Genomic DNA, 18,445 nt, shown 5'->3' on the forward strand with positions numbered 1-18,445 from the left:
TTCCTGTGCTAATTTACGGCGGCTCAACGCTCTTTCTCCAATAACTCGCGATCCGTTTCCAGTTGCTTACGGGTAGAACCCAGCAGTGTGGAGCGGCGCGCCTTGGTGAGAGTCCAGATAATACCGATTATCGCTAGTGCTAATAGCACGGCAGTGGTAGTGCCAAGCGCCATTAAACGATAGGCAGGATCAATACCCCATATGACTAATACCAGCAGACTCATCAACCCGAAAGCGGTAAACAGCAAGGTAATCCCTGCCATCATCAGCAACTGAACCAGTGTTGCTTTTTCCTCTTCCAGCTCAATAGCAGCCAGCCGTACACGGGTTTCAACCATGCCTACCACAATGGTGGCGATACGATGAACAGTATCGAGGACCCCTTTACCGGGGCCCTGAGTGTGAGGAAGCTCAGCCATAATCAGCGGCGAGACAACAGAACGCCTAACACCACGCCGACAGCAGCACCGATGCCTACGCCAGTCCAAGGATTGTCGTGAACATAGGTATCTGCTTTATCAGCAATTTCTTTAGTTTGGGCTGCGATTTTATCGCCGGTTTCGCTCAGACGCTCGCGAGTATCTTTCAACGCGTTTTCCGCTTTGGCTCGCAGCTTTTCTAACTCAGCTTTCGGCTTATCGGTCGAAGTTTGCAGCACTTCTTCCAAAGTATCTGCCAGTGACTTAAGTTCAGCGCGTAAATGTTCAGAGGTTTTATCTTGTGACATGTAATAGCTCCTTAACATAACTGAGGTGAATACATAACGTAGCGAATATTTTACAAGGTTAAAAGGTTAATAATCTTAAATAACCCTGATGAGTCGCCATTCTCGTATTTAAAACCGGAGTTGCTACTTTTGTGCCTGAGCTTGCTTTAACTCAGCTTGTGCTTCCACTAACTTCTTCTGCTGCTTGGTAATTTTGCTAGCATCACCTTTTTGCTGAGCCTCTTTTAACTCTTGCTGACGCTCAGTGACTTTGTGCTGCTTTTGTCTGATTTTTTGTTGTCGTTCGGCCTTTAGGCTCTCCGCCGTGCAATTGCTCTTTACTTCTTTTAAGGCTGTTTCCAGACCAGCAGCGCGGCGGGTATTGCCATGTTGTTTGGCATAATCTATCTGTTGTTGGATTTCTTTGGCTTTTATATCGCATTCATTGTCTACCGCTGCCTGAGCAACATTACAAAACACGACAATGGGTAAAACCAACAGGAGAGAGTGACGTAACAACATAGTATTGCTTCCTTTTACAGCAAGAGTCAGGGACGAAACAGGTTGCCGTGAATGTCTAAGCATAGCGCTGAATTATGTGATACCCAAGTTTACCACGGGATTTTTTATAGATTAATCAGATATCAGCGGAATAAATGGACGAAAAACAAGAGATGACTACGGGGATTTCGTTCCCCGCAGCAATAATTATCCCACTTTCTGTGGGGTATTTCTGAATGCAGGCAACAGACGCTGACGTTTCTTGGACTCGCTCGAGACAATCACATAACCACTCGGCAAGATATCCTGTAAAACGGCAATGGCTTCTTTCTGCTGTTCTGGGGATTCCAGGCTCACCACCAGGCTATCATCCTCTGGAGTGATGCTTTTTATCCGAATCCCACGTTGATCGAGATGTTGATACAGATAAAACCCATCAGGCAAGGACAACCCCTGTTGGTTAGGTCGAATTTTCAACGCACTTTCTGTGCGCAAAATGATCGGCGTAAACAACAGGGCTGCCAGCAACAACGCTGTAACTGGCAGGATAAGATAGTGCCAGACCGGGCGGCCGAAACGGCCCCTGAGGTTGATCACTCTGGCTTACCTTTATTATTGTCATTGCTATCTGCAACTGGCGGCGTATTTTTTTTGCGCCAAAGCACATATAAAGAACCAAACAAGCCAATCACCAATAGTGCCAGTGGCAATAACATCAGGACGAACATCACTTCGTCTTCATATTTTAGGAATACGGGGGTTTTACCAAAGGCAAAGCCCATGGTTGTCAGGATCAATACCCACAGGAAACCGCTCATCCAGTTGAAGAACTGAAAACGGGCGTTGTTCAGGCCTGAAAGCCCGGCAATAGTTGGCAACAAGGTACGCACAAATGCCAAGAAACGGCCTACCAGTAGGGCTGATAAACCATGGCGATGGAACAAATTATGGGCGCGCTGGTGGTAATGAGCGGGTAGATGAGACAACCAACCCTGTACTACTTTCGTATTCCCCAGCCATCGACCCTGAATATAACTGACCCAGCATCCAAGGCTGGCGGCAGTAGTCAATACCACGAGGGTCACAGGGAAACTCATTGCACCTTTTGCAATCAGTACACCAACCAGAATCAGCAGACTATCGCCCGGTAAAAAGGCTGCTGGCAGCAAGCCATTCTCCAGGAAAAGTATGACAAACAGCAGGATATAAATGGCCCATACTAGAGACGGGTTCGCGAGTGTCTCATAGTCTTGTGCCCATAGAGCATGTAAGAGTTCTTTAATGATATCCATCTGGTATTCCTAAAACGTCATTGTTGTATACCCTTCTTACCTGACGTTGCAGCGGCGCTTTCTTACCCGAATCACTGAGATGCTAATCAATGGGCGGGATTCGTTCGTTTTGCCTGACTGCAATACCAATTACTTTGGGTATATTCGTTAGTTTATAAACACGACTCGCAAAAATAGCGGATGGCTTTTCGTGTTTAAGCGATGGTTTTGATAAATGTGTTAAAAACAAACCAATTCGCTGATATCAATAGGTAAATATACTTCTCGCTGTCACTGCCTGGACAGCTACGACAACTGAGCATCATGGTGGTAGGTAAGCATCCCGCTATATTGAATATTACTCTCTTTCCAGCCACCCACACGATTTTGCTGTGTCGATACATGGAACATCCAATTGGAGTAGTTAAGCAGTGGCAGTGATTGCCTCGGCTGTTTGTATATTTCATCCGCCCGACTGCTGCGAGACATCGGCAGATATGCCCCAGACCATGAATTATTGGCCAACGACGGATTGGCTGAGCCAGTAAACTTGGTGGCACCCAGCCGATTCTTTATGGCCGTTTTTTTGACCGGCAAACCCATCAGACGCAATTGGGAGGAGATGACCTTATTTTGCAAGTGCAGGTAAGGTGAAAATGCACTTACAGATGATGGCGTGTCGCTAACATCGTGGCGGTCATGATAAACAGAACTCAGCGCTGAGAGCGCCATGCCGGATGGGGTAGAATGAGTGGGCGATAGCAGGTTGCCGGAGACCGAACCGGCCCAGCCAGACACTGCAATAAATAGAGCAAACAACCAGCGCATGTATTTGCGTTTCGCTCCCAAAGCACCCAAGTAAAAAAGTGCTGCCACTTTAGCAAAATAGCGGGATATGAAACAGGGAAATATAGAGACCTACTGGGTGTTTATTAAGCAATGGTTTAAAAATAGGCTTGATACTGACGTTTGTTGACAGAAGTCGACATTTACTGACTACAAAGCAGCATAATCAGACCGGGAAGAGAAAGAATAGAATCAGTTTCTCTTCCCATGGCCTGCAACAATCCGGGCAAGGGTCAGCTTTTACTATTCGCGACCATATTGTTATTCATCATCAGATTATCGAGATGAACAACGGGGTTTTCTGTGAATAAATAACGATCCACATTAAATTCAAAATCATCGGTAGTAGCACGAAACAGCATCTGCTTGGTATTTTCCAGATGTTGCCACATAGCAAGTTTACTGGCGTAAGGATCTTTACGCATCAGTGCCTCAAGGATCCTGTCGTGATCTTCGCACCAGCTCTCGATCGATTTATCATCGATATGCTCATGCAATTTGATCCAGTAAGGGTTATGTACCCGCTGGCTCCACATTTTTTCGACAATCGTTGCCATGGCGGTATTTTGGGTGGCCAGAGCAACCTGCACGTGGAATTTCAGATCCCATTGTGAATCACGGAAGCGGTCTTCCTGGCGCGCATGCTTTTGGATCTCGATTAATTGCACGATATCTTGCCGCGTAACCTGAGTGGCGGCAAATTCAGCAATATTACTTTCGATCAACTGGCGGGCCTGTAATAGCTCAAAGGGGCCTGCGGTGGCGAATTCAATGCTGTGGTTGGGCATCACGAGGTGCTTTTGCTGATTCGACATCACGTGGATACCGGAGCCTTTACGCACTTCGACGTAACCCTCTACTTCCAGCATGATAATCGCTTCACGGACCACGGTGCGGCTGACATTCATCTCTTCTGAAATGTAGCGTTCTGCCGGCAATTTATCCCCCACCGGATAAACACCCGCTTCGATGCGCTGCTTTAACTCTGCGGCTAACTGCTGGTACAACCGTCTGGTTTCTGTGAATTCCATGATTAAGGCTCTTGGGATCAATTGAGGCAGCAAATTTTGCGGCTCATTTTGTCTGGAAGGCATGATATCCCGAAGGAGATACAATTGGACTTGTTATACCACTTATCCCTATTGGGTTCTAGTCATTGCTATCACAGTTGTGATGGAAAATACGCCCTAAACCCAGGGCAAAGAAGAAGTAAAAAGCCCGGTAAATGATTACCGGGCTGGAGTCGAACCAATGGCTCAATAATGACTAGTCAGATTAGTTCTGTCCGGCAGGTGCCTGTTGTATCGGATCGATTGCAGGTTCAACCGCCGGGCGGTTTTGCAGTACCGTCCAGATAACCACTACTGCTAACACATCAAATACCGCCAGTGCAGCAAACAGAGGGCTGAAGCCCATGGTGTCTGCCAACGCACCCACCACCAGAGCGAACATGGTACTGGCAGTCCAGGCCGCCATACCGGTTAACCCGTTGGCTGTGGCCACTTCGTTACGACCAAATACGTCGGAAGATAGCGTAATCAGTGCGCCGGACAGGGATTGGTGAGCAAAGCCCCCAACACACAGCAGTGCGATAGCAGCATAAGGGCTAGTGAACAGGCCGATAGTCCCCGGTGCAATCATTAACAGGCCACCCATTGTTACCACCAACTTACGGGAAACAATCAGGTTAACTTTGAAGTGTTTCTGGAACAACGGCGGCAGGTAGCCACCCAAAATACAGCCCAGGTCGGCAAACAGCATTGGCATCCAGGCGAACATGGCGATTTCTTTCAGGTTAAAGCCATAGGCTTTAAACATGAATAGCGGGATCCAAGCGTTAAATGTCCCCCAGGCTGGTTCTGCCAAGAAACGCGGGATCGCAATGCCCCAGAACTGACGGTTACGGATAATCTGCAATGCAGACATCTTTTTAGCGTTAGCAGTGGAGTGCTGTGCTTCCTGACCACTGAGGATGTATTCACGTTCTTCATCAGTCAGTTTTTTCTGGTCTTTCGGGTGTTTGTAGAGGATTAACCAGGCAATAGCCCAAATCAGACTGAGCACACCGGTGATGATAAATGCCATCTGCCAACTGTGCATCACGATAGCCCACACCACTAGTGGTGGTGCAATCATGCCGCCGATAGAGGAACCGACGTTAAAATAACCTACAGCAATGGAGCGTTCTTTTGCCGGGAACCATTCGCTACTGGCCTTCAGGCCAGCTGGGATCATAGCAGCCTCTGCCATACCTACCGCACCACGAGCGATAGCTAAACCGCCCCAACTGCTGGCCAACGCGGTACTCATACAGAAGATGGCCCACATAATGGCAAACATGGCATAGCCCACTTTGGTGCCCATCACATCCAGAACATAACCGGCTACCGGTTGCATCAGGGTGTAAGCAGCAGAATAAGCGGCAATGATGTAAGAGTATTGCTGTGTCGTGATATGTAACTGCTCTTGCAACGTCGGTGCGGCAACCGCAATAGCATTACGTGTTAAGTAACCCAATATGGTGCCGACGGTGACCAAAGCGATCATGTACCAGCGTAAGCCTTTAATTTTACGCATCATTTATAACTTTCTCCCAGTCTAAGATTACTGCTATGAAGCGCGACCTGTAGCGGCGTTTCATGGCGCAATTTGGTCCAACCTACATCGCTGTGCATGTGGTGGTACCCGACCCTGCTTAATTGACGTTACAGCGGTGTTAGCTGCTCTCATTCCCCCGCATCACTGACTGGAATCAGTTTTGCCGGATTCACTCGTTTGCCGCCGACCTGTAACACCAATTACGTTGGGTCATACCTTCTTATTGGCGTTGAGGCTACGTGCTGTCACGAGCTTCAACTGCTTTGGGTATCCCTTCCTATTGAGAGCAACTGTGCTGTAGCTGCTCTCATTCTTGCTTGTGTCTTCCCGCTTGGGTCAAATCAGCGCATTTGATAGAGCAATGCGGATGAGATGACTGAGGGCGACGCAACAATAACTTGTCATACAGATTTAAAAGTTGAGTGATATCACAAAAACCACTTTTCAATTAGGGAATAATAGAACCCGACAGACTTAGTGCCGCAAGGGGCTAAATAGATTATAAATGTTGAGTATTTGTTCTTTTTGTTAGGTTTTTGCGATCTCTATCGATAAAAAAATGCTGGACGATAGATGAAATTGGTGTGATAACTTCGCGATAACAGAGAGCAGTGCTCTAAGATGTACTCAAGTGAGGAACCTAATATGTCGCAGTTTTTGACCGAAGACTTTTTGCTGGACACCGAATTCGCCCGTCGTCTGTATCATGACTACGCAAAAGATCAGCCGATCTTTGATTATCATTGCCATTTACCCCCTGAACAGATCGCAGAAAACTACCGCTTTAAGAATCTGTATGACATCTGGTTGAAAGGTGACCACTATAAATGGCGTGCTATGCGGACTAATGGTGTAGCAGAACGTTTGTGTACCGGCGATGCCAGTGATCGTGAGAAGTTCGAAGCTTGGGCTGCAACGGTTCCGCATACTATTGGTAACCCACTGTATCACTGGACTCATCTTGAATTGCGCCGTCCATTTGGTATTACAGGTAAGTTATTATCTCCTGCGACGTCAGAAGAGATCTGGCAACGCGGTAATGAATTACTGGCTCAGGACAGTTTCTCTGCGCGCGGCATTATGCAGCAGATGAATGTAAAAATGGTCGGTACCACTGATGACCCGATTGATGACCTGCGCCACCATAAAGCTATTGCTGCTGATGGCAGTTTCAACATCAAAGTGTTGCCAAGCTGGCGTCCAGATAAAGCCTTCAACATTGAAGCCGCTGGTTTTAACGACTACATGCAGCGCTTGGAAGCTGCCGCTGATACCTCTATCAGCCGCTTTGCCGATCTGTGCACGGCACTGAACAAACGGATGGACCACTTTGCCGCGCACGGCTGTAAAGTATCGGATCATGCCTTGGACGTCGTGGTCTACGGTGAAGCAGATGAAGCCACGTTGGATGCGATTCTGGCGCGCCGTCTGGCCGGTAATCAGCCCACTACTGAAGAGATCGCCCAGTTTAAAACCGCAGTGTTGCTATTCCTGTCTGGCGAATATCACCGCCGTGAATGGGTGCAGCAGTACCACATCGGCGCTCTGCGTAACAATAACAGCCGCATGTTTAACCTGGTGGGGCCGGATATCGGTTTTGACTCCATCAATGACCAACCACTGGCGCAGCCACTGTCCCGTCTGTTGGATGCTCAGGGCCTGCGTAATGCATTACCAAAAACCATCCTTTACTGCCTGAACCCACGTGATAACGAAGTTATTGGCACGATGGTTGGCAACTTCCAGGGCGAAGGTGCTGCGGGGAAAATGCAGTTCGGTTCCGGCTGGTGGTTTAACGACCAGAAAGATGGCATGCAACGCCAAATGACCCAACTGGCACAACTTGGTTTGCTAAGCCGCTTCGTTGGCATGCTGACGGATAGCCGCAGCTTCTTGTCTTATACGCGCCATGAATACTTCCGTCGCATCCTGTGCCAGATGATTGGTCGTTGGGTGGAAGATGGCGAAGCTCCGGCAGATATTGAACTGCTGGGTTCAATGGTGAAAAACATCTGTTTCGATAACGCGAAGCAATATTTTGCCATCGAGCTGTAATCGCTTTGAATAACAAATAACAGGGCCGGTTAGCGGCTCTGTATAACTCTAACTCATTATTTATTTAACGCCCGGCTGCACTGCGGTAAAGACCTTCTCTACAAAGAAAGGATTGCCTGCAAAGCACGGACTGTCAGTAATGCCGGTCCATGGCTGTATGCGTTATGAGGTGAACCCTGATGCAAACTCTAAACCGTCGTGACTTTCCCGGCCGTAGCCACCCTGACAAGATTATTCAATTTGGCGAAGGTAACTTCCTGCGTGCTTTTGTTGACTGGCAGATTGATTTACTCAATGAACACACCGATCTGAATGCCGGGATCGTGGTGATCCGCCCGATCGATACTGATTTTCCACCGTCACTCAGTACTCAGGATGGTCTGTACACTGCGGTGATCCGTGGTTTGAATGAGCAGGGCGAAGCGGTGCGTGAATCCCGCCTGATCCGCTCGGTTAACCGTGAGATCAATATTTACCGTCAGTTCGATGAATATTTGGCGCTGGCCCGCGATGCCAATATCCGCTTTATGTTCTCAAATACCACCGAAGCGGGTATTGCCTGGAATGAAGCCGACCAATTCAGTGACGCACCACCAAGCTCTTTCCCGGCTAAATTGACCCGTTTACTGTTTGAACGTTTCGAGCATTTTGCCGGTGCCGCAGATAAAGGTTGGGTGTTACTGCCTTGTGAACTGATTGATTACAATGGTGAAGCACTGCGCGAACTGGTGTTGCGTTATGCCAGTCACTGGCAGTTACCTGCCGCTTTCACCCAGTGGTTAACTGAAAACAATACTTTTTGTTCAACGCTGGTTGACCGCATCGTTACAGGCTATCCGCGTGATGAAGTGGCTGCCTTACAGACCGAACTGGGTTATCAGGACAGCTTCCTGGATACCGCAGAATACTTCTATCTGTTTGTTATTCAAGGGCAAAAAGAACTGGCTCAGGAACTGCGCCTCGACCAGCTTGAGCTGAACGTGCGTATCGTTGATGACATCAAACCCTATAAAGAACGCAAAGTTGCCATTCTGAACGGCGCACACACCGCGCTGGTACCCGTGGCATACCTCTCTGGGCTGGACACCGTCGGCCAGACGATGGATGACGCACAAATCAGCAGCTTTGTAGAGAAAACCATTACCGAAGAGATTGTACCGGTATTGGATTTACCAGAAGACGAATTATTGTCGTTCTCGCAAGCGGTATTAAGCCGGTTCCGCAATCCGTTCATTCAGCATCAGCTGCTGTCTATCGCCTTGAATGGTATGACTAAATTCCGTACGCGTATTTTGCCACAGTTGCTAACCTACCAGCAGCAGCAAGGCAAGTTACCACCGCGTCTGACCTTTGCTCTGGCAGCCCTTATCGCCTTTTACCGTGGTGAGCGTGAGGGTCAAACTTACCCGTTGCAGGATGATGCTCACTGGTTGGAACGCTATTCAACCTTGTGGAGTGGTGTAAAACACAGTGATATCACTCTGGCTGAGTTAGTTAACAGCGTACTGTCTGATGCGACCCATTGGGGGCAGGATTTGACCGCCGTTCCACAACTGGCCAACCAGGTGACAGAGCAACTGCAAACAATCATTGATCGTGGCATGAGAGCTGCGGTAGCGGCCTATAGCTAAAGGTTTAACTATGCAAAGTATTATAAAAATTCACCCGCTGGATAATGTTGCTGTCGCACTGCAAGACCTGGCCGCAGATGAAGTCATTGAAACCGGTGAGCTCAGCGTTAAGCTGGCTCAGCCGGTGGCCCGTGGCCATAAGTTTGCTTTAACAGCGATCGAACCGGGTCAGATGATCGTTAAGTATGGTTTGCCGATTGGTCATGCATTAATTCTCATCCAACCGGGCGAACATATTCATTCGCAAAATGCCAAGACTAACCTCAGTGATCTGGATGAGTATCAATATCAGCCGGAATTCAGTGACCTGCCACCACAAATGGCGGATCGTGAGGTGCAAATCTACCGTCGTGCTAACGGTAATGTGGGGATTCGCAACGAATTGTGGATAGTGCCGACTGTTGGTTGCGTGAATGGCATCGCCCGCCAAATCCAGCAGCGTTTCCTGAAAGAGACTCAGGATGCAGAAGGTATTGATGGTGTTTATCTGTTCAGCCACCCATTCGGTTGTTCACAACTGGGTCAGGATCATGAAAATACCCGTACCATGCTGCAAAACATGGTACGTCACCCTAACGCGGGTGCGGTGCTGGTGATTGGCCTGGGTTGTGAAAACAATCAGGTAGATGTTTTCCAAACTACGCTGGGCAAGGTTGATGAAGATCGCGTGCACTTTATGGTCTGCCAACAGCAGGATGATGAAGTTGAAGCTGGTTTAGAGCATTTACATGCGCTCTATCAGGTGATGCGTAATGACCAACGGGTGCCGGGCAAACTGAGTGAACTGAAATTTGGTCTGGAATGTGGCGGCTCTGATGGTTTGTCCGGTATTACGGCTAACCCTCTGCTAGGGCGCTTCTCTGACTATGTCATTGCGAATGGCGGAACCTCTGTACTGACCGAAGTACCGGAGATGTTCGGTGCGGAACGTATTCTGATGAGCCGTTGCCGCGATGAAGCAACTTTTGAAAAGACGGTCAGTATGGTCAATGATTTCAAACAGTACTTTATCGCTCACAACCAACCGATTTATGAAAACCCATCACCGGGTAATAAAGCGGGCGGTATCACCACATTGGAAGAGAAATCCCTTGGTTGCACCCAGAAAGCGGGTCAGAGCAAAGTGGTCGATGTATTGAAATATGGCGAGCGCTTGCAACGTCCTGGCTTGAACCTGCTCAGCGCACCGGGCAATGATGCGGTGGCAACCAGTGCGTTGGCGGGTGCTGGCTGCCATATGGTGCTGTTCAGTACCGGTCGTGGCACACCTTACGGTGGTTTTGTACCGACGGTGAAACTGGCAACCAACAGTGAATTGGCAGCGAAAAAGCCACATTGGATTGATTTTGATGCTGGTAAGTTGATTCACGGCACCTCAATGGACACCTTGTTGACTGAGTTTGTCGAGTTGATTGTCGACATTGCCAATGGTAAACCGGCGCGCAATGAAGTGAATGATTTCCGCGAACTGGCGATCTTTAAAAGTGGTGTAACCTTGTAAATAGTATGTCTTTCGAATAATATGAAACGGTGTTTTATTTTTTATAAATAAGCTCCGATACCCAAAGTAATTGGAGTTACAGGTAGGCCGCCCGCAAATAAACCCCGATGAGCTTACTCAGGTAAGTGATTCGGGTGACAAATCTGCTGAGTAAAGGGCAGCTAACAATCCTGTGGCTTCAAGCACGAAGGGGGTTCATTATTAACAGTCAGACTCAGTGCGGGTAACTGCACTTCAGGACTCCCCACCATGACCTTCTATTGGTTTGCTCAATCCATTGGTGTACTGGCATTTTTTGTCGGTATCACCCTATTTTTCAACCGTGATGAGCGGCGTTTCAAACTTCAACTTTCCGCATACAGTGCCATTATTGGTTGCCACTTCTTCCTGATGGGAGCCAGTGCTGCCGGCAGTAGTGCCATGCTTAACGCATTACGTAATCTGGTAGCCGCTAAAACGCGCAGTAATATTGCGATGATGGTTTTTATCATCCTGACGCTGACTTTTGGTATTTGGCGTATGCAACATGCGGTGGAAATATTGCCCATTTTTGGCACGGTAATCAGCACTTGGGCACTGTTTCGCACCCATGGGCTGACCACCCGTTGTGTGATGTGGGTCTCCACCGTCTGCTGGGTTATCCATAACGTATGGTTGGGTTCTATTGGTGGCTCATTAATTGAAGGCAGTTTCTTACTGCTAAACGGTTTTAATATTATCCGTTTCCGCCGCCTGCAACTTAAAGGAATAGACCCTTTCCGGGTTGAGAAGAAAGCGGTAAAAGAAGACGCCGCCCAATAAAACTGGGGGCTGTAATCGCCCCCACGGGTTATGACACTATCCTGATTCAGATGCTTTTACGGTTCGCCAGTGGATCTGGATTAGCCAGTCTGGCATCGTCTGCCTGGCAGGCCGCGGCAGTGAACAGCACATCGGTGGAGGAGTTCAGGGCGGTTTCGGCTGAATCCTGTAACACACCGATAATGAAACCAACCGCGACCACTTGCATTGCTATCTCATTCGGAATGCCAAACATGCTGCAAGCCAATGGGATCAGCAACAGTGAGCCACCGGCAACCCCGGATGCACCACAGGCACAAATTGCCGCCACCACACTCAACAGCAGGGCAGTGGGCAAATCAACCGGAATACCCAGCGTATGTACCGCCGCCAGTGTTAGCACGGTGATAGTAATTGCCGCGCCGGCCATGTTAATGGTGGCACCCAATGGAATGGAGACTGAGTAAGTGTCTTCATTCAGGTTCATCTTCTTACACATTTCCATATTTACTGGAATGTTAGCCGCTGAACTGCGGGTAAAGAAGGCGGTTACACCACTTTCACGCAAGCAGGCAAAGACCAGTGGATATGGGTTACGGCGAATTTTCCAATACACAATCAGTGGGTTTATTACTAATGCCACCAGTAACATACAGCCAATTAATACGATGAGTAGCTGTGCGTAACCCAGTAACACGCCAAAACCCGTTTCTGCCATGGTGGAGGCAACCAAGCCAAAAATACCCAGCGGCGCAAAACGGATAACCACTCGTACCACTTTGGTCACAGCATCAGACATATCATTAATTAAGGCTTTAGTGGTATCCGCAGCATGACGCAAGGCAATACCCAAGCCCACGGCCCAGGCCAGAATGCCGATATAGTTAGCATTGAGCAGCGCATGAATCGGGTTAGCAATTATGCTGCTCAGCAAGCCTTTCAGTACTTCGACAATCCCACCGGGAGGGGTGATTTCAGCAGTATTGGTCGCCAGAATCAGGGTGGATGGGAACATAAAGCTAACCACCACAGCAATCAATGCGGCTGAAAAGGTACCCAATAGATACAAAAACAGAATAGGGCGGATACTGGTTTTTTGCCCCTGTTTATGGTTGGCAATGGAGGCCATGACCAGCATCAAAACCAATATCGGTGCAACAGCTTTCAATGCGCCAACGAATAATGTACCGAGCAGACCAACGGCTGTAGCGGCAGGGGTAGAGACCACGGCCAAAATGATACCCGCCACTAAACCGACCAATATCTGTTTAACTAAACTGCCACGGGCGATAAACCCGATAAATCCAGATGGTGTCTTTTCCATAGTTTCCAGTGATGCCTCTTCCCAAGTTAAACTTGTCTTATTTTTTTACCCATTTAGCACTCAAACCGGAACGGGGCTGAGCACTTATGTTCACACCTGTAACTTAATATTATTTGTAACTGGGTGTGTTTGCTTTGACAGTATAAGGGAATCTATTGGCGAGGAAAAAGACAATCAGCAAAATCCAATACGGATCAATATTGCATAACATTTTGTTTACATTTATGTGATCGTAATAACATTTGGTGAGTGGCGAAATATACGGGATAAATGCGGGGTTATTACTCCCCCGCATAATAGATTGTAGCGTCAGGCAGCTTACTTGTGGAGGGTTTTATCTGCTGCTAAACGGCGGTCTGCGCGATGATTTACCCAGACATTAATTAACAATGTCAGTGCCAGAATACCGGCTACCACACCTAATGAAATGCCAATAGGGATATGGAACAGGTCAATAATCATCATTTTGATACCGATAAACACCAGAATGACGGATAAACCATACTTCAACATTGAGAAGCGTTCGGCCACATTTGCGAGTAAGAAATACATGGCACGCAGACCTAAAATAGCGAACAGGTTAGAGGTCAACACAATAAAGGGATCGGTGGTCACCGCGAAGATAGCTGGGATGCTGTCAACGGCAAAAATCACATCACTTAGCTCAACCAGAATTAATACCAGCACCAGTGGCGTTGCATAGAGCAGGCCATTTTTACGCACAGTGAAGCGGTCGCCATGTAACTCATCCGTCATGCGTAAGTGATTACGAATCCAGCGAACCAGTGGTTTCTCACCGATGGGAGTATCGTCTTCTTTTGCCAATGCCATTTTGATACCGGTAAACAGCAGGAAGGCACCAAACAGATACAGGATCCAACTGAATTGCGACACCAGCCAACTGCCGGCGAAGATCATAATAGTGCGCAGTACAATCGCACCCAGCACACCGTAAATCAGTACCCGGCGCTGCAAATTGGCAGGAACAGCAAAATAGCTAAACAGCATTAACCAAACGAAGACGTTATCTACGGCGAGTGCTTTCTCGATCAGATAGCCGGTCAGGAAGGCAAGTGCTTGCTTGTCGGCGATATCACGCCCCACTGTTTCGGCCAGATACCACCAAAAACCAGCATTAAACAGTAAAGACAAACTAATCCACACCAGCGACCAGCAGGCAGCCTGACGCAGTGTCATGGTTTGCGCGCCACGACGCCCCTGTAGGAGTAAATCGATGGCAAGCATAATCGTCACGATAACAGCAAAACCACCCCACAATAAGGGAGTACCCACGGTATTCATCATTCATAAACCTCTTAAAAACAAAAACGGCCAACGTCGGAAGACGCTAGCCGCTATGTCTGAGCTGCAAGCAAACCTCGCCTTCCGGCAAGGTCTCACTTACAACACCGATAATGTAACAACACCCATAGGTGCTAGTACATAATGAGGTTGCCCGGTAACCGGGTGCTTTCGCACCGTAATGACGGCTGACCGGCAATGAAGTTACTCCCCTTTGCCGCGCAAAAATAATGGAAAACGGGCTGCTGGTCAATCATTGAAAGTAAATTAACTTACAGCCGGTGGTTGGGTATCTGCTGGGAAAATAACCCCAGTCTGGCGGCGAATATCTGTTTGAATACGCGAGGTGAGCAACGACAACTGCAAACCAGCGTGTTCCACCTGTGCATTTTCCACCAAATTGGCAAAAACCTCAGCTTCATACAGCATAGTATTAATATGCTGTGGCAGCGTCAGATCCACCGAATGGCCCCCTCTTGGGGTAAAGGCGATAGACAGACATTCAGAGATACTTTCAATAATCAGCGAACCATCCTCCCCCTGAATTTCACTGGGGATATCCGATTGGCTGACTTTTGAATGGATGAGAACCACATCAAAATCGCCATAATTCATACAGACGGTGCCGTGGGCATCGACCCCACTGGGGAGCAAACTGGCGCTGGCCAGTACTGACTTCGGCTCGCCCCATAATGCCAGTGCGCTAGCCAAACAGTAGTAACCAATATCCATGATCGAGCCATTAGAAAAGGCTGGGTTAAAGGTGTTGGGATTTTCGCCGTTCAGATAGCGCTGGTAACGTGATGAATATTGGCAGAAGTTAATGGTGACTTTACGTAATTTTCCCACCTTGGGCAGTGCCTGCTTTAACTGAATAAAGTTAGGCAGATAGGCAGTTTTAAAAGCTTCAAATAGCACGACCTGATGTTCGCGGGCACAGGCAACCAGCGCTTCGACTTCAGCCAGATTTGATGCCAGCGATTTCTCGCAAATAACGTGTTTTTTATGGCTGAGGAACAATCTTGCCTGGGGATAATGTAGGGAGTTCGGGCTGGCAATATACACCGCATCAATCTGGTCACTCGTCGCCAAGGCTTCCAGATTATCAAAGCAGTCAGTAACGTTGTAATCATCGCCAAACTCTTGGGCCTGTTCCAGCTTACGGGAGTAAACGGCAACCAGTTTCATCTTGCCACTTTCGTGGGCGGCATCAACAAAGCGTGCGGTGATCCAATTAGTGCCAATAACAGCGAAGCGAATCATAGTGAACTCCGTTACTACAGAAGAAAAACACGTTGAACCGCCAGATGGTTACACCCACAGGGGATTTTCTTGGCGAATTCCCTTCGTACTTGACGTTACAGGGGGCGCTATGTTCACTTGCTTGCCGCCTGTCTGCCCCTTGAAATCTATTCGGTATGGCTTTGTAAATCAAATACTAATAAATCGCACCAAACAGATCCAAATGAGTCAGATAGAGGCGAGTGTCAAACTCTAACTGATGATATTGCGGCTCCATATGGCAGCACAAACTATAGAATGCTTTGTTGTGATCTTTCTCTTTCAAATGCGCCAATTCATGAACCACTATCATTTTTAGGAAGGCTTCTGGCGCGTTTTTAAACACAGTGGCGACCCGAATCTCTGCTTTTGCTTTTAATTTGCCACCTTGCACCCTGGAAATTGCGGTATGCAGGCCGAGAGCATGCTTCATCACCTGAATTTTACTGTCGTAGGCCACTTTACTTAACGGCTGAGCGTTGCGTAGATACTGGTTTTTTAAATCAACCGTGTATTGATACAACATCTTATCCGTATTGTAATCATGGGATTGTGGATAGCGCTGACGTAATACATTCCCCAGACGCTGTTCGGTGATGAGTTGGCGTACCTGAGACTGTAAGTTTTCGGGATAACCTTGCAGATAAGTTAGTTCCTGCATATGTATTTGCTCTGGCTAAGTTAGTCAATCAATTGATAGCGGATATGGGCCGATAATAACGTTTTCCCATCGTTTAGACAAAATCCTATTGTGCAGTTGGGCCAAATCTAATGACTTAAATAAAAAGTACCAATACCAGCATCACGTTACACTTTGCTGGTACTGGTTTTTAGTTAAGAAATTAGTATCTAACTAATTTAAAATTGGTAATTGATACCCAAAGTCGCTTGGGTATCTGAGTAATTGTGCTTACCTAACTGCTGACCAAGATGGCTCCATAGCTTAAGGTTGTTATTGAACTTGCCCTCAACACCTAGTTTCAACTCAGCAATGTTGTTCATTCCTTGCGGTGTAATATGGGCATCATCCAGTAATAGCCCTTTATTCCCGTTGCTATTTATCCAATTAGCTTCAATGAACGGGTTGATTTTTAAGGTGTTAGTAGTAGATAAAGTATCAGCGCCAAGTTCTAGCGTTGTAAGTAATCCTAATTTGGTCGTAACCGTATTGTTCTCTTCCATCTTTATCTGTGGCCCGGTGAGTTCTTTATGTTGCAGCCCACTGCTACGTTGCCACAATACTTTCGCCTTCGGTTGTACAAATAACTTAGCCTTCTCTTTTTCGATCAATTGAATTTTGTAACCTGTTTCTAACGCTGTGGTGAATATATAAGACTTATAATTCGCACCGGTGACGACTTCTGGTGCCTTAACCTGATTATTAAACATTCCGTATTGCGCAAGTAAGCCAATATAAGGCCCAAGCTGACTGATGTTGTCGGCATTCCAGACGCTATATAACCCTAAGTTATAGCCAACTACAGACCCATTAGCTTGATGCTGAGATGTGGCGGAATTGCTACGACTGCTGGCTTTACCGATACCGGCAGTTATTCCCAGAATTCCTAGATCATGTTCACCGCTGCTCCATTGGCTTATTTTGCCCCCTAACTGAGTTGAATAGCGGGTGCCTTTGGTGTGGAGTTGGTCCTGACCGGAGCTAAAACGGGTTATCGCCCCATTGGTGTTTAACCACATGCCGGTAACTTTTTGCTCGCCCGTCATTGGGTCAGTGTAGGGAGTTTCTCCTTGGCGATGCTGTAGGTCGTCAGTAATAAACATCTGTTGTGCGGCCATTTGGTTGGCAAGATAGCTACCGGCTTGCGGGTTATGGTTAATGATAGGGGGGGATTTAAGAATTGGTTCAGGTACCGGTAGCCTTTTGGGTTTTGGGGCGGGTGGTGTTGCTTTTTTAGGCTTGGTTGTTATCGTTGTTGCTGCCGGCAACGTATCATTATTGCCAATATGATCTTTCACCTTGCTTTGCTGGTGTTCCTGGTGCGCTACCAATGGGTGATGCTGCTGCTCTTCCTCTGGTAGTTGCTGGTACTCCTGTAATTGCAGTTGCAGGTACTCCAGCGGGTACCTATTCTGCAACTGTTTCTCCAACTGGTTGAATTGCGACTGCAGACGCTCACTGTCATCCTCCAACCTCTTTAGCTCTGAGTCGGGCGAATTGAGCTTCAGCGCGATGCGCCTATCCATCTGCTGATCCATCGGCAGATGGCTAATTTGTATACGCTGCTCTTCTTGCTTCATATGCTGTGCCAACTTTTGCTGGCCAACTTCTTCCATGTTTTGTGCCAAATACTTAAGGTTTTGGAACATATTCTGCAACTGGGCAGAGTTGGTGTTTATGTTATGTTCAGCCCCTTGCTGTATAGAATGTTTTCTTCTATCGTCATCTGCCCAAGCGGCAGTGCCACTCAATGCCAACAACAGAGCACTGATAGCTTTGGCACAGTTGGATACGCGATATGATTCGTGCTGTGATGATAGGTGGGGCGTAATAGTTAGCTGCGTACTATTATTATGATCCAGATTAATAAAATTTGATGAAGACATTATTGGTTTACCTTCCTGGTAATTGATATTCAAGCCCTGTTATTACGGATGGTATGATTTCCATTCATACAATTATTTTTGATA

The 18,445-nt window shown here is 47.5% G+C and carries 17 protein-coding genes; 4 read left to right on the forward strand and 13 right to left on the reverse strand.

Annotated elements, in window-relative coordinates; all coding sequences use genetic code 11:
- Positions 1-23: 23 nt before the first annotated feature.
- The 8 genes from V2A85_RS13975 to V2A85_RS14010 all read right to left on the reverse strand — a co-directional run bounded on the left by V2A85_RS13975 (position 24) and on the right by V2A85_RS14010 (position 5,904).
- The gene (locus V2A85_RS13975; protein WP_083162321.1) at positions 24-419 is read right to left on the reverse strand and encodes a phage holin family protein; all 396 of its coding nucleotides are present in this window, start codon (positions 417-419) and stop codon (positions 24-26) included.
- Between the two features lie 2 nt (positions 420-421).
- A complete protein-coding gene (locus tag V2A85_RS13980; RefSeq protein ID WP_372560455.1) occupies positions 422-727 on the reverse strand; it encodes a DUF883 family protein in 306 nt (101 codons plus the stop codon).
- A gap of 123 nt (positions 728-850) precedes the next feature.
- Entirely contained in the window at positions 851-1,228 is a 378-nt protein-coding gene (locus V2A85_RS13985) for a DUF1090 domain-containing protein (protein WP_372560456.1), read from the reverse strand.
- Positions 1,229-1,414: 186 nt separating this feature from the next.
- Positions 1,415-1,804, reverse strand: coding sequence for an EnvZ/OmpR regulon moderator MzrA (mzrA, locus tag V2A85_RS13990; RefSeq protein ID WP_372560457.1), 390 nt, complete (start codon positions 1,802-1,804; stop codon positions 1,415-1,417).
- Positions 1,801-2,499, reverse strand: coding sequence for a DedA family protein (locus V2A85_RS13995; protein WP_083162324.1), 699 nt, complete (start codon positions 2,497-2,499; stop codon positions 1,801-1,803). The genes mzrA and V2A85_RS13995 overlap by 4 nt, the downstream gene beginning before the upstream one ends.
- Positions 2,500-2,784: 285 nt before the next feature.
- Complete coding sequence (locus V2A85_RS14000) at positions 2,785-3,306, reverse strand: hypothetical protein (RefSeq protein ID WP_372560458.1); 522 nt, start codon at positions 3,304-3,306, stop codon at positions 2,785-2,787.
- Between the two features lie 251 nt (positions 3,307-3,557).
- Positions 3,558-4,355: a transcriptional regulator ExuR gene (gene exuR, locus V2A85_RS14005; RefSeq protein ID WP_083162325.1), complete on the reverse strand. Its 798-nt coding sequence runs from the start codon at positions 4,353-4,355 to the stop codon at positions 3,558-3,560.
- A gap of 244 nt (positions 4,356-4,599) precedes the next feature.
- Complete coding sequence (locus V2A85_RS14010; protein ID WP_083162326.1) at positions 4,600-5,904, reverse strand: MFS transporter; 1,305 nt, start codon at positions 5,902-5,904, stop codon at positions 4,600-4,602.
- Between the two features lie 663 nt (positions 5,905-6,567).
- Here V2A85_RS14010 and uxaC point away from each other — a divergent pair.
- The 4 genes from uxaC to V2A85_RS14030 all read left to right on the forward strand — a co-directional run bounded on the left by uxaC (position 6,568) and on the right by V2A85_RS14030 (position 11,910).
- Entirely contained in the window at positions 6,568-7,977 is a 1,410-nt protein-coding gene (gene uxaC / locus V2A85_RS14015) for a glucuronate isomerase (RefSeq protein WP_372560459.1), read from the forward strand.
- 179 nt (positions 7,978-8,156) lie between these two features.
- Positions 8,157-9,608 (forward strand): tagaturonate reductase, encoded by a 1,452-nt coding sequence (locus V2A85_RS14020; RefSeq protein ID WP_420071669.1) that lies wholly within the window; start codon positions 8,157-8,159, stop codon positions 9,606-9,608.
- 10 nt (positions 9,609-9,618) lie between these two features.
- Positions 9,619-11,109 (forward strand): UxaA family hydrolase, encoded by a 1,491-nt coding sequence (locus tag V2A85_RS14025; protein WP_083162332.1) that lies wholly within the window; start codon positions 9,619-9,621, stop codon positions 11,107-11,109.
- A 249-nt stretch (positions 11,110-11,358) separates the two neighbouring features.
- Positions 11,359-11,910, forward strand: a complete 552-nt coding sequence (locus tag V2A85_RS14030; RefSeq protein WP_420071670.1) for a YgjV family protein — start codon at positions 11,359-11,361, stop codon at positions 11,908-11,910.
- Positions 11,911-11,956: 46 nt separating this feature from the next.
- On the opposite strand, the gene sstT is transcribed toward V2A85_RS14030, so the two are convergent.
- From sstT to V2A85_RS14055, 5 genes are all read right to left on the reverse strand, one after another.
- Positions 11,957-13,213: a serine/threonine transporter SstT gene (gene sstT, locus V2A85_RS14035; protein ID WP_372560461.1), complete on the reverse strand. Its 1,257-nt coding sequence runs from the start codon at positions 13,211-13,213 to the stop codon at positions 11,957-11,959.
- Between the two features lie 318 nt (positions 13,214-13,531).
- Positions 13,532-14,518, reverse strand: coding sequence for a TerC family protein (locus V2A85_RS14040; RefSeq protein ID WP_372560462.1), 987 nt, complete (start codon positions 14,516-14,518; stop codon positions 13,532-13,534).
- A 264-nt stretch (positions 14,519-14,782) separates the two neighbouring features.
- Complete coding sequence (locus V2A85_RS14045) at positions 14,783-15,778, reverse strand: Gfo/Idh/MocA family protein (RefSeq protein ID WP_083162340.1); 996 nt, start codon at positions 15,776-15,778, stop codon at positions 14,783-14,785.
- A gap of 175 nt (positions 15,779-15,953) precedes the next feature.
- Entirely contained in the window at positions 15,954-16,457 is a 504-nt protein-coding gene (locus V2A85_RS14050; protein ID WP_005192896.1) for a M48 family metallopeptidase, read from the reverse strand.
- Positions 16,458-16,654: 197 nt separating this feature from the next.
- Positions 16,655-18,361, reverse strand: coding sequence for an autotransporter outer membrane beta-barrel domain-containing protein (locus tag V2A85_RS14055; protein ID WP_420071671.1), 1,707 nt, complete (start codon positions 18,359-18,361; stop codon positions 16,655-16,657).
- Positions 18,362-18,445: the final 84 nt, after the last annotated feature.

The organism is Yersinia sp. 1252 StPb PI, assembly GCF_048593885.1.
Taxonomy (GTDB): Bacteria; Pseudomonadota; Gammaproteobacteria; order Enterobacterales; family Enterobacteriaceae; genus Yersinia; species Yersinia enterocolitica_E.

Coding starts and splice junctions, on each gene's coding strand:
- V2A85_RS14045 (WP_083162340.1), bottom strand. CDS start 15,778: ATGATTCGCTTCGCTGTTATTGGCACTAATTGGATCACCGCACGCTTT.
- V2A85_RS13995 (WP_083162324.1), bottom strand. CDS start 2,499: ATGGATATCATTAAAGAACTCTTACATGCTCTATGGGCACAAGACTAT.
- V2A85_RS14055 (WP_420071671.1), bottom strand. CDS start 18,361: ATGTCTTCATCAAATTTTATTAATCTGGATCATAATAATAGTACGCAG.
- uxaC (WP_372560459.1), top strand. CDS start 6,568: ATGTCGCAGTTTTTGACCGAAGACTTTTTGCTGGACACCGAATTCGCC.
- V2A85_RS14020 (WP_420071669.1), top strand. CDS start 8,157: ATGCAAACTCTAAACCGTCGTGACTTTCCCGGCCGTAGCCACCCTGAC.
- V2A85_RS14010 (WP_083162326.1), bottom strand. CDS start 5,904: ATGATGCGTAAAATTAAAGGCTTACGCTGGTACATGATCGCTTTGGTC.
- V2A85_RS13985 (WP_372560456.1), bottom strand. CDS start 1,228: ATGTTGTTACGTCACTCTCTCCTGTTGGTTTTACCCATTGTCGTGTTT.
- sstT (WP_372560461.1), bottom strand. CDS start 13,213: ATGGAAAAGACACCATCTGGATTTATCGGGTTTATCGCCCGTGGCAGT.
- V2A85_RS13980 (WP_372560455.1), bottom strand. CDS start 727: ATGTCACAAGATAAAACCTCTGAACATTTACGCGCTGAACTTAAGTCA.
- V2A85_RS14000 (WP_372560458.1), bottom strand. CDS start 3,306: ATGCGCTGGTTGTTTGCTCTATTTATTGCAGTGTCTGGCTGGGCCGGT.
- V2A85_RS14040 (WP_372560462.1), bottom strand. CDS start 14,518: ATGATGAATACCGTGGGTACTCCCTTATTGTGGGGTGGTTTTGCTGTT.
- V2A85_RS14025 (WP_083162332.1), top strand. CDS start 9,619: ATGCAAAGTATTATAAAAATTCACCCGCTGGATAATGTTGCTGTCGCA.
- V2A85_RS14050 (WP_005192896.1), bottom strand. CDS start 16,457: ATGCAGGAACTAACTTATCTGCAAGGTTATCCCGAAAACTTACAGTCT.
- V2A85_RS13975 (WP_083162321.1), bottom strand. CDS start 419: ATGGCTGAGCTTCCTCACACTCAGGGCCCCGGTAAAGGGGTCCTCGAT.
- V2A85_RS14030 (WP_420071670.1), top strand. CDS start 11,359: ATGACCTTCTATTGGTTTGCTCAATCCATTGGTGTACTGGCATTTTTT.
- exuR (WP_083162325.1), bottom strand. CDS start 4,355: ATGGAATTCACAGAAACCAGACGGTTGTACCAGCAGTTAGCCGCAGAG.